The 25,253-nt window shown below is 34.9% G+C and carries 25 protein-coding genes and 5 pseudogenes; 2 read left to right on the top strand and 28 right to left on the bottom strand.

Annotation, left to right across the window (positions count from 1 at the left end):
• Positions 1 to 6: 6 nt before the first annotated feature.
• From ACRPLQ_RS09015 to ACRPLQ_RS08990, 6 genes are all read right to left on the bottom strand, one after another.
• On the bottom strand, positions 7 to 840 hold the full coding sequence (locus ACRPLQ_RS09015; RefSeq protein WP_432235913.1) for a hypothetical protein: 834 nt from the start codon (positions 838 to 840) through the stop codon (positions 7 to 9).
• Positions 841 to 1,212: 372 nt separating this feature from the next.
• Positions 1,213 to 2,352: a hypothetical protein gene (locus tag ACRPLQ_RS09010; RefSeq protein WP_432235912.1), complete on the bottom strand. Its 1,140-nt coding sequence runs from the start codon at positions 2,350 to 2,352 to the stop codon at positions 1,213 to 1,215.
• A 500-nt stretch (positions 2,353 to 2,852) separates the two neighbouring features.
• Positions 2,853 to 4,568: a TcaA NTF2-like domain-containing protein gene (locus ACRPLQ_RS09005; protein ID WP_432235911.1), complete on the bottom strand. Its 1,716-nt coding sequence runs from the start codon at positions 4,566 to 4,568 to the stop codon at positions 2,853 to 2,855.
• 79 nt (positions 4,569 to 4,647) lie between these two features.
• Complete coding sequence (locus tag ACRPLQ_RS09000) at positions 4,648 to 5,556, bottom strand: phosphotransferase (RefSeq protein WP_098578652.1); 909 nt, start codon at positions 5,554 to 5,556, stop codon at positions 4,648 to 4,650.
• Positions 5,557 to 5,731: 175 nt separating this feature from the next.
• Entirely contained in the window at positions 5,732 to 6,238 is a 507-nt protein-coding gene (locus tag ACRPLQ_RS08995) for a hypothetical protein (RefSeq protein WP_170836809.1), read from the bottom strand.
• 51 nt (positions 6,239 to 6,289) lie between these two features.
• Positions 6,290 to 7,219 carry an ADP-ribosylglycohydrolase family protein gene (locus ACRPLQ_RS08990; RefSeq protein ID WP_432235910.1) on the bottom strand — a complete coding sequence of 310 codons (930 nt, stop codon included), beginning with the start codon at positions 7,217 to 7,219 and terminating at the stop codon, positions 6,290 to 6,292.
• Positions 7,220 to 7,368: 149 nt separating this feature from the next.
• Between ACRPLQ_RS08990 and ACRPLQ_RS08985 the strand changes: the two genes are divergently transcribed.
• Together ACRPLQ_RS08985 and ACRPLQ_RS08980 are read left to right on the top strand one after the other, a co-directional pair.
• On the top strand, positions 7,369 to 7,857 hold the full coding sequence (locus ACRPLQ_RS08985) for a DinB family protein (RefSeq protein WP_014459715.1): 489 nt from the start codon (positions 7,369 to 7,371) through the stop codon (positions 7,855 to 7,857).
• Positions 7,858 to 7,903: 46 nt separating this feature from the next.
• Entirely contained in the window at positions 7,904 to 8,470 is a 567-nt protein-coding gene (locus ACRPLQ_RS08980; protein WP_432235909.1) for a DUF6434 domain-containing protein, read from the top strand.
• Positions 8,471 to 8,584: 114 nt separating this feature from the next.
• Here the strand turns inward: ACRPLQ_RS08980 and ACRPLQ_RS08975 are convergent, their stop codons facing one another.
• The 22 genes and pseudogenes from ACRPLQ_RS08975 to ACRPLQ_RS08870 all read right to left on the bottom strand — a co-directional run bounded on the left by ACRPLQ_RS08975 (position 8,585) and on the right by ACRPLQ_RS08870 (position 25,087).
• Positions 8,585 to 10,087 (bottom strand): malate:quinone oxidoreductase, encoded by a 1,503-nt coding sequence (locus ACRPLQ_RS08975; protein WP_013083523.1) that lies wholly within the window; start codon positions 10,085 to 10,087, stop codon positions 8,585 to 8,587.
• 767 nt (positions 10,088 to 10,854) lie between these two features.
• A pseudogene (locus ACRPLQ_RS08970) lies at positions 10,855 to 11,346 on the bottom strand (SMI1/KNR4 family protein).
• Between the two features lie 41 nt (positions 11,347 to 11,387).
• On the bottom strand, positions 11,388 to 11,831 hold the full coding sequence (locus tag ACRPLQ_RS08965; protein WP_432235908.1) for an SMI1/KNR4 family protein: 444 nt from the start codon (positions 11,829 to 11,831) through the stop codon (positions 11,388 to 11,390).
• Positions 11,832 to 12,006: 175 nt separating this feature from the next.
• Complete coding sequence (locus ACRPLQ_RS08960) at positions 12,007 to 12,345, bottom strand: hypothetical protein (RefSeq protein ID WP_432235907.1); 339 nt, start codon at positions 12,343 to 12,345, stop codon at positions 12,007 to 12,009.
• Positions 12,346 to 12,368: 23 nt separating this feature from the next.
• Positions 12,369 to 12,934 (bottom strand): annotated as a pseudogene (locus tag ACRPLQ_RS08955) (transposase); the annotation flags it as partial.
• A gap of 160 nt (positions 12,935 to 13,094) precedes the next feature.
• Positions 13,095 to 13,238, bottom strand: coding sequence for a deaminase domain-containing protein (locus ACRPLQ_RS08950; protein ID WP_223260252.1), 144 nt, complete (start codon positions 13,236 to 13,238; stop codon positions 13,095 to 13,097).
• A gap of 344 nt (positions 13,239 to 13,582) precedes the next feature.
• Positions 13,583 to 13,942: a ribonuclease toxin immunity protein CdiI gene (gene cdiI / locus ACRPLQ_RS08945; protein ID WP_116740699.1), complete on the bottom strand. Its 360-nt coding sequence runs from the start codon at positions 13,940 to 13,942 to the stop codon at positions 13,583 to 13,585.
• A 674-nt stretch (positions 13,943 to 14,616) separates the two neighbouring features.
• Entirely contained in the window at positions 14,617 to 15,090 is a 474-nt protein-coding gene (locus tag ACRPLQ_RS08940; protein ID WP_154990503.1) for a hypothetical protein, read from the bottom strand.
• Between the two features lie 167 nt (positions 15,091 to 15,257).
• Positions 15,258 to 15,417: pseudogene (locus ACRPLQ_RS08935) on the bottom strand (recombinase family protein); the annotation flags it as partial.
• 445 nt (positions 15,418 to 15,862) lie between these two features.
• Positions 15,863 to 16,417 (bottom strand): SUKH-4 family immunity protein, encoded by a 555-nt coding sequence (locus tag ACRPLQ_RS08930; protein WP_432235906.1) that lies wholly within the window; start codon positions 16,415 to 16,417, stop codon positions 15,863 to 15,865.
• A 55-nt stretch (positions 16,418 to 16,472) separates the two neighbouring features.
• Positions 16,473 to 16,595 (bottom strand): hypothetical protein, encoded by a 123-nt coding sequence (locus ACRPLQ_RS08925; RefSeq protein ID WP_261786054.1) that lies wholly within the window; start codon positions 16,593 to 16,595, stop codon positions 16,473 to 16,475.
• 18 nt (positions 16,596 to 16,613) lie between these two features.
• Positions 16,614 to 16,841 (bottom strand): annotated as a pseudogene (locus ACRPLQ_RS08920) (T7SS effector LXG polymorphic toxin); the annotation flags it as partial.
• The gene (locus tag ACRPLQ_RS08915; RefSeq protein WP_432236028.1) at positions 16,834 to 17,382 is read right to left on the bottom strand and encodes a pre-toxin TG domain-containing protein; all 549 of its coding nucleotides are present in this window, start codon (positions 17,380 to 17,382) and stop codon (positions 16,834 to 16,836) included. The pseudogene ACRPLQ_RS08920 and the gene ACRPLQ_RS08915, both read right to left, overlap by 8 nt.
• A gap of 283 nt (positions 17,383 to 17,665) precedes the next feature.
• The gene (locus ACRPLQ_RS08910; protein WP_432235905.1) at positions 17,666 to 18,127 is read right to left on the bottom strand and encodes a YrhA family protein; all 462 of its coding nucleotides are present in this window, start codon (positions 18,125 to 18,127) and stop codon (positions 17,666 to 17,668) included.
• A gap of 2 nt (positions 18,128 to 18,129) precedes the next feature.
• Positions 18,130 to 18,921 carry a hypothetical protein gene (locus ACRPLQ_RS08905; protein ID WP_432235904.1) on the bottom strand — a complete coding sequence of 264 codons (792 nt, stop codon included), beginning with the start codon at positions 18,919 to 18,921 and terminating at the stop codon, positions 18,130 to 18,132.
• 263 nt (positions 18,922 to 19,184) lie between these two features.
• Entirely contained in the window at positions 19,185 to 19,916 is a 732-nt protein-coding gene (locus tag ACRPLQ_RS08900; RefSeq protein ID WP_432235903.1) for a PoNe immunity protein domain-containing protein, read from the bottom strand.
• A 571-nt stretch (positions 19,917 to 20,487) separates the two neighbouring features.
• Positions 20,488 to 20,925: an SMI1/KNR4 family protein gene (locus ACRPLQ_RS08895; protein WP_432235902.1), complete on the bottom strand. Its 438-nt coding sequence runs from the start codon at positions 20,923 to 20,925 to the stop codon at positions 20,488 to 20,490.
• Between the two features lie 18 nt (positions 20,926 to 20,943).
• Entirely contained in the window at positions 20,944 to 21,339 is a 396-nt protein-coding gene (locus ACRPLQ_RS08890) for an HNH endonuclease (protein ID WP_432236027.1), read from the bottom strand.
• A gap of 246 nt (positions 21,340 to 21,585) precedes the next feature.
• A pseudogene (locus ACRPLQ_RS08885) lies at positions 21,586 to 21,747 on the bottom strand (pre-toxin TG domain-containing protein); the annotation flags it as partial.
• A gap of 1,062 nt (positions 21,748 to 22,809) precedes the next feature.
• Positions 22,810 to 23,193: a ribonuclease toxin immunity protein CdiI gene (gene cdiI / locus ACRPLQ_RS08880; RefSeq protein ID WP_328158283.1), complete on the bottom strand. Its 384-nt coding sequence runs from the start codon at positions 23,191 to 23,193 to the stop codon at positions 22,810 to 22,812.
• An 89-nt stretch (positions 23,194 to 23,282) separates the two neighbouring features.
• The gene (locus ACRPLQ_RS08875) at positions 23,283 to 23,999 is read right to left on the bottom strand and encodes a CdiA family toxin C-terminal domain-containing protein (protein ID WP_432235901.1); all 717 of its coding nucleotides are present in this window, start codon (positions 23,997 to 23,999) and stop codon (positions 23,283 to 23,285) included.
• Positions 24,000 to 24,619: 620 nt separating this feature from the next.
• Positions 24,620 to 25,087 (bottom strand): DUF2004 domain-containing protein, encoded by a 468-nt coding sequence (locus tag ACRPLQ_RS08870; RefSeq protein WP_328157821.1) that lies wholly within the window; start codon positions 25,085 to 25,087, stop codon positions 24,620 to 24,622.
• Positions 25,088 to 25,253 lie beyond the last annotated feature (166 nt).

Below are 25,253 nucleotides of genomic sequence, written 5' to 3'. Positions count from 1 at the left end.
ATTTTATTAGAATTTAGCAAGATTATAATACTTAGTTATTAACTCTGTAAGAGGATTCATCCTAACAAGAGAAAGATAAACCTTACCTGTGGTACTTATTTTTCTTCCGCTCTTACTATAATCCCCTTCTGCTTCTTTGCGAATATATATTTCTTTCCCTTCCATTTCTGTATAAACACTTTGCGCTTCTTTCCAAAATACGCCTTTAATGCATGGCATTTCATACCAGTAGATATAGTCTACCTTATCTAACCCTATTTCTTCTTCAACTAATGTTTTTTGCTTTTGGAGCTTTTGTCGTTCATCTTCACTCCCGTCATCTAAGGTCAGAGAATGTGAGTAACATTTATAGCTGCTATCTACCATTTCCGATATTAGAACATAGGGGCGAAATATAGATTTAAATTCAAAGAAAGCAATAACTTTTTCGTCCTGGATCCTAATAATCTTAAAATCTGGCATATGAAAATTATCTTTATCCGCCCTTTCACTTCTGACCCTTGCCGAATTCCCTTTGGTACAAAGAAGTCTGTTTAATAAGGCTACTATGTAGCTACTAAAATATCGTTCTAATTCATTTCCAAATTTCACATCTTTATATTTATCTATCTTTTTTTTATTTTCCTCTGCGAGAAAAAAACTTTTGCAATCATTGCATATCTTTCCTCCGGGCTTATCTTTCAACTCCTCAGTAAAGCCTTTCTGTTCAAGATATAAACTAGAATAAATATTAAATGTTTCCTCAGTGATATTAAATACGTCGGGATGAGCTGCAGGCACTTCTAAATTATCTTTTTTTGCTTTTTCTGCAAGCGGTTTATAAAGATTGATGTCTTTCATAATAACCTCCTCTAAGTTATGAATAGATATATATACCTAAGTTCATAGAACCATTATAATGTATTTTTTTGATATATGTGAAATTTATATATTTATTTGATTTTATTATTACTAATGTTAAAATTAAACAAATTAGATTAAATTAAAAGAGGACATCAATCAAAACACAGAATACTTCTGTGTTTTGATTGATGTCCTCGAATTTTCTAATAGTTGATGAATTTTAAAGTTCATTCTTTCAATGCTTATTTAATTAAAAATATTTAATTGAATTTGTATGATTTTGTGTCATTGAGTAACCTCATTTGCCTATCCGTCAATTATAAGGGCTAGCATGTTTAAATTAACTGTTCAATTTGAATTCTTTTCACCCTAAAAATTAAAAATTAACCAATTGCAGCGTAAAATAGAGCGAACCATTCTTTTAATGGAGTAGTATTTGCATAAATGTTCATAAAGTTCGTTCTGATCTTCCTTATATAAAACAGACAGATGCTCTTTAGCATAATTTTTGTCAAGTTTGTTTACACCGACATATTTTTTTTCATATTCTTTTACATTAGTCGAAGAGTCAACGTTATCAATAGTTCTCTTGCTGAGCTTCTTACAAAGTACTTTATAAATTACATCTATATGATCTTCTATCGTCCTTCTTTGTTCGTTCCTCTTTTTATTATTGCTATAACTTTCTTCTCTCTCTCCCAGTTGATTATTTATTTCTCTTCTAATTGCTTTTCTTATTAACTCTATCTCAAAATCAATAGCTGGATAATCTTTTGCAACAGAAAATGCCTGTCCTGCGGCCAGAGGTTTCCCCGGTAAATAAGAATAGTGATAATGTTTATTTTTGGGGTTGAACGGATGCTGAAAATGACTATTATTTGCTATCTGTTTATTTCTATAATATTTATCTGCCTGTATGTACGTATGATATGTAGGTGCCACATAACCTACAAAAGCATCATCGCCGAATGATTTCATTAACTCGTATAATGTCTCATTTTGTCCTTGACTTAAACTAAAAGCATATATAAATTTATATACCTTTTTAGGAGTATTCCATGTATTCCAAATATCAAAAGGTTTTGACTTACCGCTAGCCCTACTTCCCTTAACGCTACGAAAAGGTTCTAAATAAGAAACTGGCACTTTGCACTGTAAAAACATACTCACATACCTTTTGGGTGTTTTTGTGAATAAATCTTTAATTTTATCCTTAAAAATTTTATATCTTTTTTCCAATTTTAACCCTTTATGCTGTATATTCACTTGCTTCCACACTCTTATTTTGGTATTCCAAACAAATCTAGGATCAAGTAATTCAACGTTTTTAGAGCTATATTTCTTTAGGTAATTTGATAATATTGCCAAATCTATTCCCAGGTACTTTTCTGCTTGAATTGAAGGCTTAAATCCAGGGTTAGAATTATGTATAGAATATTTTGTTCTTAATTCATTCATTAGATTACATTCATACTCAGCTTCAGAAAAGTGAGATTTTTTTTCAGCCAATATAGTCCCCCCTAATATATACTTACATAAATTATTTAAAACTGTCTCTGAGCCCTTGATAAGAGTATCTTCTTTTTGTCTTCCCTTACAAATTTTTTGACTAAAAAATCGCTTCGCTGTTGCAATTATAATATAAAAAAACAATTCAAATAAGGCTGATTTCTTGTTTTTATTAAATAATTTTAATATCAACTTTCTTTTTTATCTTCTTATTAATTAGCCTCTTCAACAATATGAACTTAATAATATGAATTTATTGGGGACAACTTGGGGACACAAATAAACAAACTGTCCCCATCCACTCCCCACTAAAACCGAAATATTGAAAAAACAATCTTATTATAACAACATTTAACTAATTAATCTGTCGTAATCAAAAACCTTGTTTATCTCTGGCAGCGTAGCAGTCACACTACCCGGAACACTTTCACTCACCCAACCACAACAACCGCTAGCTCCAAAAAGGAACTAGCGGTTATTTATAATCTCTCAGAAACCGCTCACTCTTCCACCGGCTTCTGCTCATCTGTTAACGTATCAATTTTATTAATTTGAAGTTTGTCTTTGCCAGCAGCTTTCACATGATAAATTCGTTCTTTTTTAAACTGCGTGCTTGCGTCATATGAGTCGGTGAACGTGTATACTTCGTTTGTATAAATGCTGTAGGTTCCATCATCATGTGACTCTGTTTTTGTCACGAGAAACTGATCGTTAGCAAACGATACGTTTTTTCCAGCTAAGGATGTGATATAGCTTTTTAGCTGCTTATACACTGGCTGACCCGAGTCGATATAAGGCGCCATCCCACTAAAGTCGCCGCTGTTTAAACTTGAAAAGTAAGCAGCTTTATAAGAAATAAAAAAGTTTTCAAGATCCGTTTTGCTTACAGAATCTGGCTTAGTCTGTTCATTTTTTAACGACTTCGTGCTGGCCGTAGCTTTTATGTTTGAGCTTGTTTCTACCGTTTGATTATCACGATTCATATATACAATCGTCAGCAATAAGACAAGGGCGATAGCGCCTCCTATTAAAATAGGAAAAGTGCGCCGCCGTGATGATTGCTGCTTTTTGAGCACGGGAAAGTCTGCGTAGGATGGCAGCGTAGCAGGTTTTATATCTACCTTTAACCGAGCTAATGGCTTTGGTATTTCCATGCTTGTTACACTCCCAAGTGGCTGAAGTGCTAAAAATTCTTCGTATGTAACAATAAATTCATTTACTGCTATTCCTTTATACATACCGTAAATTCGGTTCCATAGCTCTCGACATCGAGTATCCTTGATATCTTCACTCAGTTCGTTAAAAAATGGTCGTGATTTTTTAATAAAAGCCGCTAACCACGTTTGATGAGCGTCGACTTTGTGGACTGCATGTAGGTCGGTAAGTGATTGCTTTAACTTGGCGTGTTCATTTGCATCATTTTGGCTAATCACTTCCATACTGTATTCCGTTTCTTTTAATACAGTAGAAAGACTCTTATTCATTTTTTCTTGCAGCGCATCAAACTGGCTGCGAATATCAGGCCAGTAAAGTTGGAGTAACTGTTTTTGTGCAGTCGTGGCTTTTCTAATATTTTCATTTAGCTCATGCTGCTTTGTGCGAAAGGCGGTCGCTTTTTGTTTGGTCATCAATTTGTTTTTGCTTAGCTGATGCCATTCTTGCTTCAAGCTCTTATCTTCTTCGAGTACTGTGGCTATCGCTTGTTTTACATGTTCATTCTTTTTTTGAAAGTCAACGAACGCGGGCAAATACGTATTCCAGTTTTCCTTCATTTCTTTTAACGATGACGCGTTAGCATGTCTTTCTGTTAGTTGAAAAAAGTCGTTTCTAAACGCTACCATATCCGCTTCAGAAAAAAGTTCTTTTCCGAAAAACTCTGTCACATTCCTATGTATGTTTGTTAACTGTTCAAACTGTCTCATATTGCTTTGACGCTTTTTTATGTACTCCGGATAGTCGCTTGAAAGAAACGTCACCATTGTATATTCACTATTGTTCATATTGTACTCTGTCCGTTCTTTTTCCAGTTCGTCATACACTTTCTGCAGCTGACGTTCTACTATGGAGAGGAATTTTTCTTTATCCATCCCGTCTACTTCTTCTTTTAGTATGTTTAAAGATTCCGTTTCTTCAATAAGAAATGTTTTTTCTTTATATAGCTTTATCCACCTTTCTAGTAAATGTGCTGCTGATTCATTCCAGTGGCTTGTATTCATCGTTTGCTTCACCTGTTGTTTTTATTTTTATCCTTTCTTAACTATACAGGAATTGAACAGAAATTCTATTACAGTTTTATTACTCTTGAAAAATCAGGTTCAAGCTTTCTAGAGCCGCTTCTAGCGTTTGTTTATCTCCTTGATCGTAGCTATGTGCCACAAGCACTACGGTTGTAAATACGGCTTTCCATTTTGCAAGCCTGTGCGTTTCTTCATCTACTTCTCCGTATTCTTTGAAAAAACGAGCTCTTCCTTTAGATGGTAGGAAGCTATAGGCAATCGCTAGGTCAACTGCCGGATGACCAATATGAACGTCTCCCCAGTCAATAATGCCTGAAACCATATTGGTTTGATCAACAATCATGTTTTTAATATGAAGATCTCCGTGAACTAGTACATGTTTTTCTTGATACTTAATTTCTTGTATGTCATTTACATAGTCTTCAAGAATCTCTTGTTTTGAATAAAGACTACGCTCTTTCATTTGCTTGACATACTTCTCTAGCGCAGACTTTCGCTTCATCATATCAAGCCGATTTAACTCATCAAACGGAACACTGAGCTCTTGCGCTTTTGAGTAAGGATAGTGATGTAACGTGCGAAGAAACCTCGCTAGTACAGAAGCGGATTGTATGCGCTCTTCTTCTGTTAATCTTCCAGGTGGAGTTCCTTGAACGTAGTGATAGCCCGTAAAAGGCCAAGGATAGCCTGCATTCGGCTTACCGAAAAAAATGGGCTCTGCAATCGATAGAGGCAATTGAGAAGCAAGACTTGGTAAAAGTCGATTTTCCGTTTTTAGTAGCCTCACTGCTAGTTCTCGTCTAGGAAACCGGAAAACAAACCGGTCGTTTACTTGATAAACCGTATTGTCAAAGCCGTAGCCAAGCAGCGAAATTACAGCGGGCGCAAGTTCTGGAAACTGCGTCTCGATTAGCGTTTTGGCAAGCGGTGCTGATACGATTTGTTCTGCATCCCATGCATTTGGCACTGTGATCACCTTTCTTTAACGTGAAGTTTGTATGTAAAGTATACTATAAATAATTTTGACCATAAAAACCCTCTGACACAAAGCCAGAGGGTTTCAGTGAGTATATAAATAAGATAGAATGCCTTAGAACGGCACACTACGCCTCTAAGTTAGTAGCCTACGGTACGTTTACTACTTAATACGTACACCAAAATACCTCATTGGCTGTTTCTTCAACATGCTCCATCTTAATAAAGTTCAATAAAAGATCCGTTTGGTCATTTCCTGTATACTCATCTTGGTCAACATTATAAAATTGAATAAGCTCGACCTTGTACATACCGTTTTTAATATCAATTCTATACTTAGAACAGTTTTGATCAGGCACAGACTGATCTTCAAACTGGGCGGCCATCGTAAGGCAGTCATAATCTACGAGATAAAGCTGATGATTGGTTACATTTATATAACCTGTTGCTTTTCTAAAGTATGTACCTATATCCGACTCTGTTCCAATCTTCACTTCTACGTTCCAGGAGTGTTCAATTCCTTCTTCTGTCATTTGACATACTAGGATATTTCTCTTTTTCATTTCACTGCCAAAATGGTTCAAAAGCTGATCTAGCTCCCAATCCTCATCGACAAATGATTGATATTCTTTTGCATTGGCCACTCCGATAAAATTGGTATCGCCAAAATCCATAGAAAATTTCATTTTATCTCCTCTGCTCTTTAAAGTAATTTTTATTATCCATTAACATATATCCGCAAACTTCTTACACGCTTTCTCTAACTCTTCTTTTTTAGCAAGCTGACAAACCCACTCTTCAGGAATGCCATCCAGCTGATAATATGCTCCTGCCATAGTACCGGTAATAAAGCCTATTGTGTCTGTGTCTTCTCCTAAATTCACAGCAGTGAGTACAGCTTCTTTGTAGTCATCACTTTGCAGAAAAGACCAAAGAGATGCTTCTAGCGAGCTGACGACGTATCCGGTTGACCCGATTTCCTTTCTCGCTGCGTGCGGCAAGCTTAGGTTTAACACTCGTTCATACGCAGTGAACTCTGCTTCATACTCCGTACCTGTTAGCTGCTTTTGACAGAGATTTACCGCTTTTTCATATGCTTTAAAAGGCTCGTCGCCGTCAAGAAGGCGAATAAGCAGCTCCACGTATATAATGCAGCCAAGAGTAGAGCGCATATGGCGGTGCGTGACGTGCGCAATTCTTTCTATTGCTTCTTTTCTTTTTGTAAAGCTAGGTTCATCACATAGTGTAAACGCAAGCGGTGCGATACGCATAAGCGCTCCGTTTCCGTTGTCGTATTCAGCGCTTCCTCCCCACTCTTCTTTAGGAAGCCCGCTTTTATAGCGGCGAATCGCTTCGCTTGTTGCGATGCCAATATCAAACATTTCTCCGTACGGCGTCCAGTAGCCATCCGACCAATAGTTCGCAAACTTTTGCATCAAATCATATTCATCTTGTTTTTCTAGTAGATTATCAATCAAGCACATCGTCAGAGATGTATCATCTGACCACGTTCCTTCAGGCTGGTTATACGTACCGTAGCCGGTCATAGTTGTGATCCGAAATGAATCGCGTTTTTTAAACTCAACTGGAACGCCTAAAGCGTCTCCGACAGCTCCTCCTAGAATTGTAGAAAGGACTTTTTTATGTAGCGTCATGCAATCAACTCCTTTCTATTATTGTAATTGTTTGATTTTGGAATTTGCAAGAGATCTCTTGCCTAGACGTTTTTTCTTCTTTTTACAAAGGAATTTACAAGCCTTAATCTAATTTAGTAAGAGGTAAAAAAACATGTGAGGTGTGGTAGATGATTCATTTTTTTGAATATAATTGGCAAGTGAGAGATGAATGGTTTAGCTGGTGTTATCAACTTTCTAGAGAAGAACTGTTGAAGAAGCGGACTGGAGGAACGGGCAGCATTTTACAAACTCTGTTTCATATTATTGATGTGGAAGACAGTTGGATACGCGCCATCCAAGGTAAACCAGATATCGTTCTTTCTTTTGAAGAACACGATACGCTCGAAAAGCTTCAAGCACTCTCTTCCGCACATAGACCCGAAATTGCCGACTTTCTAAGTCATTTGAATTTTTCCAACAAAAGGTACGTAACAGTCCCTTGGGATTCTACTTCTTACACGGAAGCTGACATTTTGCATCACATCATCATTCATGAAATCCATCACATCGGCCAGCTTTCTATTTGGGCAAGAGAGGTGAATAAACAGCCTATTTCTTCTCACTATGTAGGAAGAAACATAAAAGACATTCCTTCGTACTTCTCTAAAAACAATTGACCAACAAGAACAAACGTTCTATAGTAAATATATGGAGGTGAAAACGATGCGACCTGAACTTACAAAAAATTTATCTATCAATGACTTTACGAATTTTTACTGGCTCAAAACCGAGCTGCAGCAATTTTGCCGTGAAAACAATATGAGCCCGTCTGGATCTAAAATGGAACTTTCAAAAAGAATTGAAGTGTTTTTAACAACCGGTAACACTCAACAATCAAAATCACCTTCTAAAAGACGCTCGTCCTCTAAAACGAAAGCGCTGCTAACATTAGATACCGTCATTGGGGAAAATCACCGCTGCAGTCAAGAAGTACGGGCTTTTTTTAAAGAAGCCATTCATCCTACGTTTCATTTTTCCACGTATATTCAAAACTACTTTAAAGAAAATGTAGGGAAATCCTATCGAGACGTGGTAAAAGCGTGGCATGAAGAAGAAAAACGAAGAAAGCAGCCTTCTTATCAAAAAGAAATTGCGCCTCAGTTTGAGTACAACCGCTTTATTCGCGATTTTTTTAACGATCCGAAAAACAATGGAAAAAGCCGCGATGATGCAATTGCGGCGTGGAAGCATTTAAAAGTTCAGCCTGGAAGCAATCAATACCGCTCTTAAATCAAACTCTACATATAAAGACCATTAAAACACCACCTCAAGAAAAGGTGGTGTTTGTGCACGCCTGTAGATTTCTTCACATACGCATGTGCTGTTTGTTGCGGCGTAAAATCTTTAGCTATAAACAGACTCTTTTTTAATTAAACCAAGCGTCTGTGAAGTAGACGCATGAATTTCGTTAAAGAAGTCTGGATGATCAACTAACGACATGCCATAGGAAGGAATCATTTCTTTTATTTTTGGCTCCCACTTGTTCATGTTTTCTGGGAAGCATTTTTCCAATACTTCAAGCATAACGTGCACCGCCGTTGATGCACCAGGCGAAGCGCCAAGAAGTGCAGCAACAGAACCATCAGCGGCACTTACAACTTCTGTACCAAACTGAAGCGTTCCTTTTCCTCCGGCTTCCGTGTCTTTGATTACCTGCACACGCTGGCCTGCTACAACAATATCCCAGTCTTCGCTTTTCGCGTTCGGGATAAACTCACGCAGTTCTTCCACACGTTTTTCATTTGATAACAGCACTTGCTGAATTAAATATTTTGTTAACGCCATTTCTTTGACGCCTGCTGCTAGCATGGTTAAAATATTATTCGGCTTTACAGAACTGATTAAGTCCAGGTTTGAACCTGTTTTTAAGAACTTCGGTGAAAAGCCGGCAAACGGGCCAAACAACAGCGTCTTTTTGTTGTCAATATAGCGTGTATCAAGGTGCGGAACTGACATTGGCGGAGCTCCGACTTTGGCTTTTCCGTATACTTTTCCGTGGTGCTGCGCAATTACTTCAGGGTTATTGCATACCATAAATAATCCGCTTACCGGGAATCCTCCAATATGCTTGGATTCAGGAATACCTGTTTTTTGAAGTAAAGGCAAGCTTCCGCCTCCACCACCGATAAAGATGAACTTTGCCGTGTGGTACTCAACTTTTCCGCTGTCTACATCTGCGACTTTTACTTCCCACATACCGTCACTTTTACGTTTAATATCTTTTACACTTCGTTTGTAATGAACGTGAACCCCTTTATTCTTCAGGTGGTCAAACAACATGCGTGTTAAAGCACCAAAGTTTACGTCTGTTCCCGAATCAATTTTAGTTGCGGCAATCGGTTCATTTGACGTGCGCCCCTTCATGATTAACGGAATCCATTCTTTTAGTTTGTCAGGACTGTCGGAATACTCCATTCCTTGAAACAACGGATTGTTTGACAGCGCTTCAAAACGCTTTTTCAGAAACGATACATTTTTTTCCCCTTGTACCAAACTCATATGCGGAATTGGCATGATAAAATCTTGCGGATTGCGAATCAACTTGCTGCTTACCAGATAAGACCAAAACTGCCTTGACAGCTGAAACTGTTCGTTAATTCGAATCGCTTTCGTTATATCTATAGATCCATCAGCTTTTTCTGATGTATAGTTTAGTTCGCACAGCGCAGAATGGCCCGTCCCTGCATTATTCCATTCGTTCGAGCTTTCTTCCCCTGCGTCTGCGAGTTTTTCAAATACTTTAATGTCCCATTCAGGTGCTAACTCTTTGAGTAATGATCCCAAAGTTGCGCTCATGACTCCGGCACCAATTAAGATAACGTCTGTTTTTTTCTGTACGTTGCTCATTATAACCTTCCTCATCCCCTATATTTGTAAAAAGATGTAGGCGCTCCTGCTTACGTAGTAAAAAAATTCAGGTGCGACCTAAGAACACACCTTTTTCTGTCTCACTTATAACTATATCACAGTATAATTGTCTGATGATTATAAACTATTCAAAAATGATAAAAAAGTGAGAAAATCGCCCACAAATTCCAAAAAACTTATTAAATTCCGTCTGCATTTTCTTTTATTAGTAAACTTTTATACCTACTTCTAAGTGGCAAAGCATCGATCAATAAAATAACAAACTATTCCAAAAATTCAGCTTAAAAACCAAAATAACTGTCTTGAAAATTTCACCTACTATAACTATACTCATTTGAAAGAACAAACAGCACTATAAATAGAAAAGCCTTCATTCTTTTTGACTAGTTATACGTAGATGTATATATATATGTATAGAGCACCGGCTCGTCCGGGTGCATTTTTAGAAAAATAAGTATATATTACAACAGCTAATTCTCAACAGATATTGCAAGTTACAATATCTATGTCATATAACATACCATGAAATAAGTGAATAAGTAAATGATTATTCAGAAATTTATGTTATAAAACCTAACATGTATGTTGACTTTTACATAGACTATATTTGAATATTTAAAAGAAAACCCTCCAAATTTGGACGAGTGACATATTGTTATACGCTCGAGCATTTTTTCGATGAAGCATTTCCACAAAAATACCCCTTAGAGACTTTAGCAAATCAACGTGCACTTACAAAAAGCTTTTCAATCATGTAATTTACTTAAAAAATCCGTAAACGTATCTGCGATGTAAAATACATTGCTCCTTGCACGTTCTTCCACTTGTTCTTCAGTTAAACCTTTCTCTTGCATTAACACTTCTTTTTCAGCAGCATTTTCATGTTCCCAAAATACCACAATCGGATTGTCTATATTATTTTTACAATCTAAACAAAATAAATTTCCAGCGGGATCATTCGCAATAGGAAAAACCTTTTGCGGAAGCATAGGTTTATATAGTTCATATTTTTGAACAATGTACTTACTGCTTTTCTTATCAAAGCTAAATAAACTACCAAAACAACGCTCTACGTTGCCTACATTAAATTCTTCTGGTAATACGCTAGCACCTCCATTTATTTTTACACAATCAATATAATCTTTAGGTAAGTGGAATCCTAATTGCCTTCCACTTTCTTCAACCTCATTTTCTGATACTTCTCAATCAGCATATTCCCACTCTAAATCTTTTCTCATCTAATTCCTCCTTATAAATACGGATTATTCCATAACTCCAATCAGAAATGGATATTTAATTCTTCACGAATCGATTTTTCTAGATAGTCTTCAAAGCTTCCGGCTAGAACTTTTTTTCCGCCAAAGTCAAAATCAACTATGATGATTTCTTTATTAGGATATTGAAAGCCTACTGGATTTCCCGCACTGTCTACTCCAATCACAACAAAATGCTCGTATCCTTGAGGCAACATATTTCTGAACTGTAGAGATTTATCTACAAATGACGGTGTAGACACAAACTCTGCCTCTCTTAACCCTAAAACAACCGCTTCACCAATTGCCCCCGAACCATACCTCAAAAGAAATTTTTTAAAGTCCTCTGGAAGTTTCACTTTTAGCTTAGCTTCAGCTTGTGTCACTTCCTCACTAGTAACAGCACCGCCAAAAGCTTCAGGGTACATTTCCAACTCTTGGTCCACTGCTTTTAATAATTCGATCTTCATTCCATCCCTCCCCTTTCTGTAGATGATGAATTTATAAGAAATACTTATTTAATTTTAATTTCACTACATATGGAGTTTAAGTAATCTATGTCAAAGAAATTAAAAATTTACAAAAAACAAAATAAACCTTAAAAGGTAATGTAGCCCATCAAGGTATATGTTTAGAGTAACGTTTTTATTTTTTAATATCCCTTTTCCATACACTTTCTCCGTCAGTTAAAAAAACTGCACTTGGCGGATCATCATAAAGTGAAATTTCAACTAATGAACCTTTCTTTTGTATTAGCCAATTATATAAACAACTTTCCTCACTAGTAGGATGCGCTAAAATATCATTTACTTGAAATACAGCTGCATCATATTCGGTATAATTTATATCGTCGTCATCTAACCCATTATCTGTTTCAAAAACTGTATCTAGTTCACCAACAATCCTTAATCCATTTTCCCATTCTAGTATCATGTCACTATGTTCATATTTTATTAATGTTCCTATTAAAGAGTCATACCCCATATACATCCTCTTTTCTTTTGTTTTTACGGCCTTGATGGTACTATATGAGCTCCATCTTTGCCATAATGCATCAACCCATTAGTAGTCTCAAGGTATTCACCGGTATTTCGACTATAGTACTTCCTAATAGTTTTACCAAAGTCTACTCTTTCTTTTTTACCGTTTGGCAGTAGTTGACCTTTCCCTGCAAACGTATCAAGCAATTCATAAGCTGTTTTATATTTCATCATATCATATACAATGTTTACAAAACTTCTCATAATACATACCGCTTGTCCTTTTGTTTTTCCCTCTTTAGTTTCTGTTGATAATATACATGAAACACTAGGTTTCTAGGTAACTTACTTCCTTTCGCTACTTGCACTTGCTGTACGGCTAAATTATAAAATAAAGCGTGTAGCGCCCTCTTTCCTTGTTTGCTTTTGTGTGTTTTACCTTTCCCACCAGAACCAACGTAAACAGGTGCAATCCCCGCAAATCTTGCTAATTTATTGGCATTTGGAAATGGCCTTACACCCCCAATTTCTGCAATTAATGCCGATGCCGTCACAAGTTCTATTCCTGGCATCGTCTTTAATTGATAATCTAAATGTGTCTACCTATTTCTATCCTAAAACGCAAAAAAAGCACTCGTTGCCTTTAGTTGACAATCAAGAGCTTTAAGTTCATATGTTTTTAAGTAGCATAAATTTGTAAGTTTTGTAGTAACTGTTGTCTGATTTTTGTTTGCTTCACCTTAACGCTTCCCACTATAATAAATTTCTTAATAAAAAGCACTTGTATTCAATGTTTTTATATTTTTTTGCAAGCTCTACTATTATTTCGCTACAACTCTCACACCTATCTAATTCCGCAAATAACAGAATTCTTCCTTTGATTTTTATAGTTCCCAAGAAAAAGCCCTTCTGGATTTACTCAGAAAGGCTTTGACTGTTATTTATTTAATAAATATATTTATATTTTATTTTTTAATAAATTTTTCTTATCGCTTGGTACACCCATTACTTACTGTAAATGCCCCTAGCATATAAAATGCCATCTCGCTAAATTCTCGTTCTTTTCTCGTTATTCCAGTATTAAAATAACATAATAGTACAGCCTTAATAAGCTCTCGATTTAAAACATATAATTGATACTCTTCAATTACCTAAACATCCGTCCTTCATCAAGTTTAGTATTTTTTATAAAGGCAAAGCCTTGAAAGGCATAAAATTCTTCAAAATAAATACAGTTTTTTTTATTTCTTTATCTGATATCTCTCTTTAATTTTATTCATATATTTTTCTATCTCTGACTCATTTTCTGGATGTCTCGCTATATAATCACCAGTTATTTCTTTTAAATATATAAATAAAGTTTCATAGCCTATTATTACTTCTTCATCCTCTTCTACTGCAGGATAATCGAAATAAAAGGCTATCCCTTCATCTCCAAAGTAATCCTCTTCCCATTCTTCATAGTCTTCAGCAAATACACACCAAACATGCTCTATTCCATACCCTTCTCCACCAGCTAGTTTTTCCAACACTTTTAAAAATCTGTCATCTCCTAGAACTTGAAAATAGTAATTAACTAGTTTCTTATTTTTATCTTCCATTTTATCACCCCATATTATCTATTCATTCTTTTATTCTTAGACCACTGTTTACATAGTACTCCGTGATGGCCCAGCCTTCATTAGCTCTCGATTCTCAATCAAATCATTTTCTTATTGTCTCGCTCAAAAATCAGCTGATTTAATATAAATTAAAGTAAAAACCTTGAAAGGCATTTAGCCAATCAAGGTGTTTGCTTGGAAATCAGGATTAATCTCTCTTGATACAAAATATCATTATTTGTTTCTTCTAAAGAAGTAATTAGTCTAAATAAAGTATTTTTCCGCATAAACTTTTGGATTCAAAACTTTGATATCTCAAATTTAATCCAAGTACTCCTCAGCAATTTGCATACTTCTCTTTAAGTTTAAGTCTGGGTATCTTTGATCTAGGCAATATAGTAATTCAATATACTTTTTACTTTGCAAATTATATGCCACTTCTTCAAAAATCTCACTTAAAAATGAAAGTTCTGTTTTTGTACAAACCTTTAAGAAACTCAAAGTCAAGTTTTCATCTTCACTTAGTAAAACAATTAACTCTTCCCATTTCTGCTCAATTCTTGGGTCATTATCATCTAGTAATGCTCGTGCACATAAGACCGCTCTAACTATTAGGTAGATGTTAACTTCTTCTATAATTATAATGGTTTTATTCGTTAATAATAACCAAATGCCTAGTTTGGCAATTTTTCTTTAATGTAAGAATGTTCAAGAAAACTAAGCAAACTCTTGGTTAAATATTTTACCTGGTATTGATCTAAATCACCATTGACAATTAACTGACCCTTCTCTTTTCTAAGTAATTGATCCGAACCGTTTTCTAAAAACAATAGATTTCCGCCAACTTGTCTCATAAGATTCCCAATAACTTTAAACAAAACTTCTATTCCTTGATAGAAAGTGTTACCAAATAATTGAACTCTAATGCATACATTTACTTCTAAATCGTAATGCCTTCTAATAAAAGCTATGTCAGATATATCCTCTATTTCTAGAGCTAATGAATAATACTTAATCCCAATAACTATTTCTTCTTCACTAATGTGAACAGTTATATCTTCGTTCACAGACCCAACTATTATACTTCGAATAATTTCCGCCAGGGATTTACAACTTAAATTAGAGCTTAAAAACAATTCGTAATCCATTTATTTCTCCTCTCCAAATACTCGTGTAATTTTTCCGTCGTTCACAATAAGTAATTCTTTTAAGTTTTTCAAATCTCCATTTGGATTAGCTTTTCTTTGAATACCTTCAGTAATTTCAAGAATTTTCTCAGGTGGAAAATTATCCACATTTTCTAATGCTTCTTCGTTCAGTTTTGCGCCACTAATTCCTTTATCTCTAAAAATATGTATCAAGTTCAAGCCTTGTTCTTCACAGTATGCTTCAATTTCATCTTCTTGATATTTCAAGCTATATCCCTCTTTAGCTTGCCCTTGAGTGGAGACTCGTATATACCCAACAACGTTCAACTTTTCACCCTCCCATTACGAAAATTAAAATTTATGTAACGCTTTTCAAACGAATAGCGAGTATTATATGACCGTCTCTAGTAAAAATACAACCCACTATTTTTTATCCAAAGCAGCTGCAAAAGAAAATCCTTTTACATTACCCATTGTTTATCGCTACGAGCTTTTACGATCTCGTTAGTTTATCGTCATTGCCGTGTATAAAGTCCCTCGGCCATGTAAAATGTCATCTCGCCCGATTATCTTACTTTGCATGCTATCCAAGTATTAAAACATAATGCCTTGATGGTACAACCATCATGAGCTATTGATTTTTATTAGCATTTTTGTGTAGTCTAAAGCATAAATTTCTTACAAAAAACAAAAAGCACCTGTTGCCTTTAATTGACAATAAAGTGCTTTAAGCTTATATGTTTTCTTAAATGTATAAAACCTCTATACAATCTTATTCAATAAAACTACCTAATTCCTCTTCCCAAAAACACCCTTCAGTTAAAGAGGCAGCGTCGATTTTTTGAAGTTGGCCAGAAATCCAGTCTAACAAATCTTTAGTTGCATTTTTTTCGAGATAAGCTCTTCTTCCGTTAACAGCCTTTACTTTCTTTATAAATTCTACGTAGACAAGTAAAGCTTCTGCAAACTTTGCTATCGTAGTATTTATTAAAACAACCTTATTATCATTATCATAATCTATATATACGAGCTCTGAGTTAGATTCATCAATACATATTGGATATCCACTACCAGTAAATCCGAAATATAAAAACTTATGATACGTCGTTTCTAATTTATTGTTTTTTTCAATTAATCTTTCCCCACCACCGCTAACTGCAGATTCAAATGTTAGAAATGAAGGAGAAGATTCAGGAAAACCTGCTTCAATTAAGAAATCTTTAGTTTCTTGGGATAAGGGAAGTGAGTTAATTATTTTTTCATCATAGTTAACCAAACCATATATGTCTTTATTCCAATTGTCTAAAAAATCTTGTGGTGAAATCATTTTTTATACCTCCACTAAATATTATTAATTTTCACTTAATACGTTATCTTAATGTTTACGGCTGCTTTTGAGACGTAAATACTTCTCCAATCTCAGTCAAGGGGTCGTTGTCTCTAATCTTGTATTCTTTTTCAAAATTGTGTATGCCTCCAAACCCCTTATGTAATGATTGTGGCACAGCAGCAGCTTGACCTCCACCATCTATATGATGATGTATCAGTTTATCACCCTTACAACCTTTATATTGAGGAAAATACTTAATAAAGTCGTCATCTACTACAGGAACTAATCCGTTTTCAATCCTCTCAATATTTGCTTCACTAAAAAATTCGGGATGCTTATCTAATAATTCATTAAAGTGCTTAGAGGCACTTCTTTCCCATCCCGCTGCATTTGCTCCACTTTTTTTCTTTCCTTTATATATAGTTCATTTCAGAAACAAGTCTAGGATCGGCCCTATATTCTATTGGTACTTTTTCTATATCAATATCACGGTAAGCACGGATATCACTATAATCAACTTCATTGACTGTTTTAATTATAGTTTCACCCGTACCCTTAGAAACAGCCGCCTGATCATGAACCCCTTCAACACCCGCCTTACCACCAGGCTTTTCCACTTTCTCCACAGCTTTCGACTCGCCCTTGGAAACATCTTTAACCTTATGCTTGGTTACGGTCTTTTCTGCTTTGTTTACGCGAAGTACGTATTCTGCTCCTTCGCTTCCGTATTTCACCACTTTCCCTGGCACTCTCGCAAAGCCGCCAAGAACAATTCCTGCTCCCGAAACAGAACGGTCAAAACTAGATAGTTCATTCCCCGTAATAGGATCGTATCCTACACTTGCTTCCCATCCACCTTTTACATTGGAAACCATAGGCACCATATCCGCTACAAAAGAAACAGCTGCTAGACCATCCTGTTGTTGCTTTTTGGCTTCCTCCTCATATACACTTCTTGCAATTTCAGGCTTTTTATCATTCGTATATATCTATAATAGATGCTTATTTAATTTTAATTTCACTATATATGGGATTTAAGTGATGCAGCTAACTTTTATGACAAAGAAATTTTAAAAAAACTTATAAAAAAACAAATAAACCTTGAAAGGCCTATAGCCAATCAAGGAATAATTTAAAAATCATTTTTTGTTTCTATAAATTCATCATGTAAAAGTCTGATGCGATTTCAGTCCAGTAAGTTCAATCAATAATACGGAACTATAAAAAATCATACTAAGGATTTCATCACAAAAGAACTGTTTCAAATGCATCACCTAACAGGGAATCAAAATTTTCAAATGACTGAATTAAAGTTCCTGAAGGTTTATCGAGTTCCACATATAAACTCTCTGTTAAATCATAACAGTACCATGCTGTATCAGAATCCCCCCAAAATATATATTGCTTTTGCAAACCATTTTCGTACCAAAGCTCGTTTGCTTCAATAAAACCATAAATGTCTTCATCTACTTCCTTATCTAGTAAAGCTTTATCAACACCATATATTACCAAACCATTAAAATCTAATCCATTTACATTTTTCAAAAATTCAATATATGACTCGGGTAATGCCATACTCCCTAATTTCTCTTGAATATTATGATTTAATTTCATAATCTCTCTATCTGATGCTGGACTTCTAAGTGAACTTCCGTATTTTTCTTCAACCTTTTCTATTTCCCTCAACAAATCTTTCCACTCGGGCATATCTACTCTTCCCTTCTTTTAAAAGGTTTTAGGGGATAAACATCATCCTCAAACATTGGCCAATCTATAGTTTTACTTTGTTTTGGTGCCAAACCTCTTGTTAAAGAGTTTTGTTGATTAGTAACCGCTTTATGATAAGGATCATTCTTTATTAATACTAAGTTAGTAAAAGCATTTATACCACCATCATCTAAAGGTAAATTGTGATGCACTTGCCATCCTTTAGGATTAAGTCCATCTTTCATTCTAGCAATATCACCTTCACCCAGACCAGCTTCTCTAAGATATTTAACTCTTACAAAGTCGTTAGCAAATTCTTTAAGGAAATTTTTCCTAATAGAACTATTAAATTTCTTCCTAAGCTTAGCTGTTTCTTCAGGAAGTCTTTTAGTATAAATGATTTCTTCTACCTTTACACCATTTAAATGAATTTTCTCTCCTTTTAACGTTCCTATAAAGTAATCATCTTTTTCACCATTTCCTCTACCCTTAACCACTGCCCTTTGATCATTGATCTCCTCAACATCCCTCTTGCTCTTACCACCAGGCTCTTTCACTTTCTCCAATGCTTTGGACTGACCTTTCGAAACATTCCCCATCTTATACGTCGTTAACCCATGTAACGCTTCACCAAAGGTCTTTCCAGGTAACGCCTCTCCTATCCCTACCAGTTGAGGTTGAGGACGTAAAGTCGGTATCTCAGCATCTAATAAAGGTTGAAGCTTCTTCTGAACAGGTTCATACTCCTTCTTCGACCAATTGCTTGCTGCTTTTGGGCTGACGACATTTCGCATATCGCTTAATGTTTTGGTCGCTTTATGGGCAGGTACATGCGGAACGCTTGTTACTTTTGGAACAGTTTTTGTGGCATTTGTGGGTTTCGTTCTCCAAACTAGAAAACAAAGTATAATTTTATAGCCAAAACACTCAGTTTCTTTAGTTTACAATCTCATACTCTCTTATTAGATTAGCCCAATGAATAGCTTCTATTTTTAACAGAAGATTATATAGACAAAAAATCCACAATGTAAAAATTTATCACTGTGGCGTATTACATTTATTTTTCTTGGAAATGTACCATATCATAAGGGTAGTACGGAGTATCTTTTAAAGCTGAGTCATCTAATTTTAAGATTTTTGCGATTGCTCCACTTTCAAAGCTCCAGTAACCACTATAAATATCATGTTTGTTTTCATGCGCGTCGTACCATGCTTCATCTGAATGTCCCTCATACCAATATTTATTCATATATTCTTCCAGTTTTTCTATGGAATTCTCTTGTGAAATTTTATTGTTTTCAATTACTTCTTTTAATTTCACATATGGATTTTTTACATAAAATTCACTCTGCTCATGAAAATCTGAGGCCTCACCCCTTCTAAAAGCAATAAAATAATTAATCAAATAGTCATTTAATCCTTCTTTCTTAATCATTGTTATCAGTCTATTAAATTCTTTATCTTCAATATTTAGCATCACTGCTATGGAGGTCATCCATAGCATACGTATATACCCACTTTCTTTATTCCATACTTTCTCCATAATATCTATTACTTCAGGTAGAAACTCACGAATGTTTTGAACAGAGAAACCCGCAGAGTACATAGCCCTTAATTTATTAAAATAATAGCCTTGCAATGCTATGTATCCATTCTTTAAACCTTTATCATCTTTCCCTCTTTCTTCAATGACTTTTTCAATTAATAATAAAAATTTTTCTATTCGTCTTTCCTCATAATGAATAAACTCGTCGAAATATATATTAGTTTTAATTTTATCCCGTAGCATACTCTCTCTCCACCTTTTATTCTTCAAGGATTTTCTTTACTACTGTTCCATCAGGCATAACCTGTATAACAATCCTTTGAACATTTTCTGGATTGAGCAACATTTCCATCATAATACATTCAATTTTAAAAAAAACCTTGAAAGGCATATAGCCAATCAAAGTCTAAGAAGTCTAACTAAAAAGCTAAAACTCAAATAAACTAAGGGATATTAGTTAGCAATATCAACATCAATATAACCACTTACTGGTTGTACCATACCGACATCAGCTACCAAATTCATATTCACTGAGATTGTAATTTCCGTAACGCTTTTAAACGAATAGCGAGTATTATACGACCATTTCTAGTAAAAAAATAACCCAAAATTTATAAGCCAAAGCAGTATAAGAAACAGTCTTACACGTTACCCATTGGTTATCGCCACGAGCTTTTTCATTGTCGTTAGTTTGTTAGCCAATCCATGTCATAACTACCCCTACCATATAAAATGTCATCTCGCCTAATTATCATTCGTATTTATATTATTATGAAAAGTTCAGCCTTTAAATGTAGCTTTCTATAAGTATCCATTATTCTGATTCATATAAGTTATTAAAGAACCCAGTAAAACTATCTGCAAGGATAAACATATTGTCCATTTCGTCTTCGGGTTCTATATCATGAATCCAAAAATATACTTTTCCCTGATACTCTCCACTAACTCCTAATAAAATCTCATTTCCTCCAGGGTCATTACCAATTGAAATAAAATCTTCTGGTATTTCTCCTTCTAATACCTCAAAAACTTTACTTAAATTACTTTTCATATCGCCAATTCCATAAAACTTATTGACTAAACTTTCTCCTTCATCATCAGAGATTTTAAAGTTAGATTCTTGAGGAAATCCTCCATTGTGTTCTAGTAGAAAATCAACATATTGCTTGGGTAGCGTAAGTTCATACTCTTGTTCAAATTGTTTTATATCCTGTAAAGAAACTTTTGGATTTACACTAAGCATTTTTGTCATACTCTCACTCCTATATCATTACTTATTTTTTCCATTAACCTTTGATTGACCACCAATGTGCCTAAACTCTCTGTGGATATCTTCATCTACTAGCATCATTGTTTTTCCATCTTCATGATGATGCCACGTATAACCGTCTGGCGGCCTTCTAATATCTATTATTGGTGGATCAATATCTTTTGTAAGTCTAGCTGCTTTGTTTGCATTTTCAAAATCTTTCGGATTATTTTTAGGCGAATGAACTTCTATTTTTAAAGGCTTAACATTTGGATACATAAAAGGTGTAAAATCTGGATAACCATTCGGGTAGCTTACTGATGTTCCAGACTTGTTAGTATAAGTCCAAGTACCATTATTTTCGATGGAGATACTTCCACCTTTTTTATACCACTTTTCAGGTATTGGAGAGTTCATTGGTTTAGTCTCCAATATCTCTTTAGTGAAATCTTCTATTTTTAGTTTATTACCTTTAACCGTACCCTTAGCAACAGCTTCCTGATCATAAACCCCTTCAACATCCGCCTTACCACCAGGCTTTTCCACTTTCTCCACAGCTTTCGACTCGCCCTTGGAAACATCTTTAACCTTATGCTTAGTTACAGTCTTTTCTGCTTTGTTTACCCGAAGTACGTATTCTGCTCCTGCACTTCCGTATTTCACCACTTTCCCTGGCACTCTCGCAAATCTGCCAAAGACCATTCCTGCTCCAGAAATGGAACGGTCAAAACGAGATAGTTCATGACCAGTAATAGGGTCATAACCAGAACCTGTTTCCCATATACCTGTTAAATTGGATATACCAGGGAATATATCCGTAACAAAAGAAAGCGTTCCTAAACTCTCCTGTTGTTGCTTTTTGGCTTCCTACCTATATACACTTCTTGCGATTTCAGGCTTTTTGTAATTCTCATATAGATACGGATACTTTTTCAACTCTTTTTCTAATCTATTAAATTATTGCTTCATGCTTCCCATTTGCTTGTATTTGTCCGTATGTATAAATCCCTCTCCTATTCTTCCCCTATTTATTTTCGTAGTCGTATAAAATTTAACACTTAGTACACTAATTAAATAATCAGTGAAAATGCAAAAAAGCACTCATCGCCTATAGTAGACAATCAAGTGCTTTAAGTTCATATCTTTTCTAAATTTATTAATATCTTTAAGTTTTCATAAGTTTGTAAGTTTCATGTTTTTTATTTCTTGACAAGTGTCACGTTTAAACCCATGAGCCTGTTCAATCTCGTTAGTTTTTTACTTACGATACCCATGATGGTCCTGGCTAGTAAAATGTCATCTCACCATATTCTCGTTCTTATTGCCTTAGTATTAAAACAATGCTAATACTCCTTGAAGGTATAACCTTCATGGGTTATTAATGTAAATTCGAGAATATTTTCAACTGTAAACAAGTTAAAAATGAGCATCTCACATTGCATCCTTGTTTATCACCACGAGCTTTGTCATTCTCTTTTGCTTTTTAACTATGCGATGTCGCAAACTACCCCTAGCGTATAAAATATCATCTTGCTTACTTCTCACGCTTTTTATCATCGGGTGACACTCTTGATGGTACTGCCTTCATGACATATTGATTTTGTAAATGTGGGAGCTTTATTTAACACCTACACTATAAACCACAAATTCTCACAGTAAATATGGGTTGTCTTCCTAAACTCGTATTGTTTTAACCATAACAAAAAAACTTGAAAGGTAGTTAGCCTATCAAGGTGATAGTTAAATATTCAAAAAATAATTTTATTCCTAATTCAAATTTAACATTTAACCCAAATAATACTTATTCTCACATATATACTAGTACTTTTGATTAATCTAAAATCTGGTAAATGTGTCTTGAAATATCTATTTCTTCTCCATCTTAAATTATGATAAATTTAAAATTTCTTTTAGTTCTTTTAAGGAAACTTCAACTCTTGTTCGATCTTGAGGTCGTCTTGTTAAGTAGTCTTCCCCAGCCTCTGTTAAATATTGAAAAAATACATTTTCATCTACAATAGCATTTTCCTCAACTTCAGACATAGGAGGTTGTATACTGAAGTTAACACCAGTTTCACCAAAATACCCCTCTTCTCCTGGCTGATATTCATTTGCAAAAATACAACATACTGGATCAATCCCAAAACCTTGTTTGTTTTTGAAGTTTTCAATCACTTCCATAAACTTCCCATCACCTATTATTTTGTAATATAGACGCATCAACTCAACTTTTTCTGAAAATTCTTCAATAATAAAAACTTCCTCACTCATAACAAACACTCCTTTAACATTTAATCTAGAACTGGGAAGAAATTCGAAATCTCACCTGTATTTTTGTCTTTAAAGCTCATAAATTTCAATTATTCCCCATTTACATTGACATACCCTTCTACCATATCACTTGGTGACCTATCTCTACCTTGAATTATCCTATTATTACTAATACCTTCTTCCATTGCTTCCCTACCCAACTTTAATATCTGTTCATCAGAAAAAACCTTTGGGTCATATATTGTCTTAGGGTTCTTATACTCTTTCCACTGTCCAGTAAAGTTGCCTTTCCATCCATTTGCTGTACTCAATCCATCATAAACAGGAAGCTTATATTTCACCTCATAAATTCCTGAAATATCAGGATGAGGCGTTTTAGTAACAGCTTGATTAATATCCTTAACTTGATTACCAAAGTTATCTAAAATAAATTGTTCAAAGTTCTCAAGATTGTGACCACCCTTTATTCCAATATTCGGTTTTGCTTTAAAACCCTCCACTTCGGTTAAATGTGTATCATAACCCTTTTTAAAAGTAACATCTTTTACCGTACCCTTAGCAACAGTCGCCTGATCATGAACCCCTTCAACATTCGCTTTACTATCAGGCTTTTCCACTTTCTCCAACGCTTTGGACTGACCTTTCGAAACATTCCCTATCTTATACGTCGTTAACCCCTTTAACGCTTCCCCAACGGTCTGTCGAGGTAACTCATCTCCTATCCCTGACAGTTGAGTTTGGGGACGTAAAGTCGGTATCTCCGCATCTAGTAAAGGTTGAAGCTGCTTTTGAACAGGTTCATACACCTTTTTTGACCAATTGCTTGCTGCTTGTACGCTAAATCATTTGTTCAAGACCTACTTCATTTATTACGTTCACTTGGTTTTCTTTTCTTGTCAAGGTTAGTTAAATCCAGGCTTACTCCTAATTAGCTAGTCTCATTACTTCTTGATCACTACATCTATTCTTCTTTGGATACCTTTTTACCAAATCCAACTTTATAAAAAAACCTTGAAAGGCATTTAGCCAATCAAGGAATAAATAATATATTCGTTAAATTTCCAATCTACTAATAAATCAAGGTAATACTTATCATTTTCTTCTATTTTCTTCAAAAATCAGCAACCTTACCCATAAATTTAAAGCTAACATAGAAATTTAGAAAACATATGTACTTAAAGCACTTGATTGTCTACGGTAGGAAACACATGCTTTTATTATTAGATTACATACAATATAGGATATAAATTTCGTAACGTTATAAAAATAGGATGGCACCTTTTGTATATCGGCCATGTGTCTATATTCATCACCCAGTAAAATGTCATCTCGCCTAAGCTCGTACTCCGTTTTTCTATTCTATCATTACGCTCAGTACTCCCTGACGGTACAACCATCATGAGTTTTTACTTTTTAACAGCCTATTTCAAATTGCAACATCCTGGTAACCCACTTCAGTTACTTTTTCATTTAATAGACGAAGCCCTAGTCCATTTTCTGTGTCCCATGTACAATCGAAGGTTATCGCAATATCTCGATCTTCATTAATATCTCCATACGGAACAACAATTCCAACTAAAGTTATCATCTCAAGTAATTGATTAGTCGTTTCGATTTGCGGATAATTTTCATTAACTTCAATGTCATACCCTAGTTCTTGACGCTCTAGTTTGTTATAGTCTAATATTGCTTGTAAAAAACCTTGCTGTAATTGTTCCCAATTTTGCACTAATGAGTTATAAGCACTATATTGTTCTTCATCAAACTTACCGTCTTCTTCACCTTTAACCATTAATGCTATTCCAGCTTCTTTTCCACAAAATTCAATGGTAGTGTACTTAACCCATCCATAATTATATTCAAGCTCACCAAAAACCACATCATTTATTTTCACCTTATCTCTCCTACTCCACCACTAATTGTCATTTCCACAACGTACTTTAAACGAATAGCAAGTATTATAAGACAATCTCTTGTAAAAATACAAAATGTCACCTCGCCTATTCTTGCTCTTATTACATTAGTATTAAAATAGCATCTCTTAATAACTTTTCTTAATG

Origin of the sequence: Priestia sp. TRN 1309, assembly GCF_050846875.1 — a bacterium.
Lineage (GTDB): Bacteria > Bacillota > Bacilli > Bacillales > Bacillaceae_H > Priestia > Priestia zanthoxyli.
This window is presented reverse-complemented; position numbering and strand designations above follow the sequence as displayed.

What these genes read in the sequence shown, in the direction of transcription:
- ACRPLQ_RS09015 (WP_432235913.1), bottom strand. Translation starts at nt 840, where the DNA reads ATGAAAGACATCAATCTTTATAAACCGCTTGCAGAAAAAGCAAAAAAA.
- ACRPLQ_RS09005 (WP_432235911.1), bottom strand. Translation starts at nt 4,568, where the DNA reads ATGAATACAAGCCACTGGAATGAATCAGCAGCACATTTACTAGAAAGG.
- ACRPLQ_RS08995 (WP_170836809.1), bottom strand. Translation starts at nt 6,238, where the DNA reads ATGGATTTTGGCGATACCAATTTTATCGGAGTGGCCAATGCAAAAGAA.
- ACRPLQ_RS08990 (WP_432235910.1), bottom strand. Translation starts at nt 7,219, where the DNA reads ATGACGCTACATAAAAAAGTCCTTTCTACAATTCTAGGAGGAGCTGTC.
- ACRPLQ_RS08985 (WP_014459715.1), top strand. Translation starts at nt 7,369, where the DNA reads ATGATTCATTTTTTTGAATATAATTGGCAAGTGAGAGATGAATGGTTT.
- ACRPLQ_RS08980 (WP_432235909.1), top strand. Translation starts at nt 7,904, where the DNA reads ATGCGACCTGAACTTACAAAAAATTTATCTATCAATGACTTTACGAAT.
- ACRPLQ_RS08975 (WP_013083523.1), bottom strand. Translation starts at nt 10,087, where the DNA reads ATGAGCAACGTACAGAAAAAAACAGACGTTATCTTAATTGGTGCCGGA.
- ACRPLQ_RS08965 (WP_432235908.1), bottom strand. Translation starts at nt 11,831, where the DNA reads ATGAAGATCGAATTATTAAAAGCAGTGGACCAAGAGTTGGAAATGTAC.
- ACRPLQ_RS08960 (WP_432235907.1), bottom strand. Translation starts at nt 12,345, where the DNA reads ATGGGGTATGACTCTTTAATAGGAACATTAATAAAATATGAACATAGT.
- cdiI (WP_116740699.1), bottom strand. Translation starts at nt 13,942, where the DNA reads ATGGAAGATAAAAATAAGAAACTAGTTAATTACTATTTTCAAGTTCTA.
- ACRPLQ_RS08940 (WP_154990503.1), bottom strand. Translation starts at nt 15,090, where the DNA reads ATGGATTACGAATTGTTTTTAAGCTCTAATTTAAGTTGTAAATCCCTG.
- ACRPLQ_RS08930 (WP_432235906.1), bottom strand. Translation starts at nt 16,417, where the DNA reads ATGATTTCACCACAAGATTTTTTAGACAATTGGAATAAAGACATATAT.
- ACRPLQ_RS08910 (WP_432235905.1), bottom strand. Translation starts at nt 18,127, where the DNA reads ATGCCCGAGTGGAAAGATTTGTTGAGGGAAATAGAAAAGGTTGAAGAA.
- ACRPLQ_RS08905 (WP_432235904.1), bottom strand. Translation starts at nt 18,921, where the DNA reads ATGCGAAATGTCGTCAGCCCAAAAGCAGCAAGCAATTGGTCGAAGAAG.
- ACRPLQ_RS08900 (WP_432235903.1), bottom strand. Translation starts at nt 19,916, where the DNA reads ATGCTACGGGATAAAATTAAAACTAATATATATTTCGACGAGTTTATT.
- ACRPLQ_RS08895 (WP_432235902.1), bottom strand. Translation starts at nt 20,925, where the DNA reads ATGACAAAAATGCTTAGTGTAAATCCAAAAGTTTCTTTACAGGATATA.
- ACRPLQ_RS08890 (WP_432236027.1), bottom strand. Translation starts at nt 21,339, where the DNA reads ATGAACTCTCCAATACCTGAAAAGTGGTATAAAAAAGGTGGAAGTATC.
- cdiI (WP_328158283.1), bottom strand. Translation starts at nt 23,193, where the DNA reads ATGAGTGAGGAAGTTTTTATTATTGAAGAATTTTCAGAAAAAGTTGAG.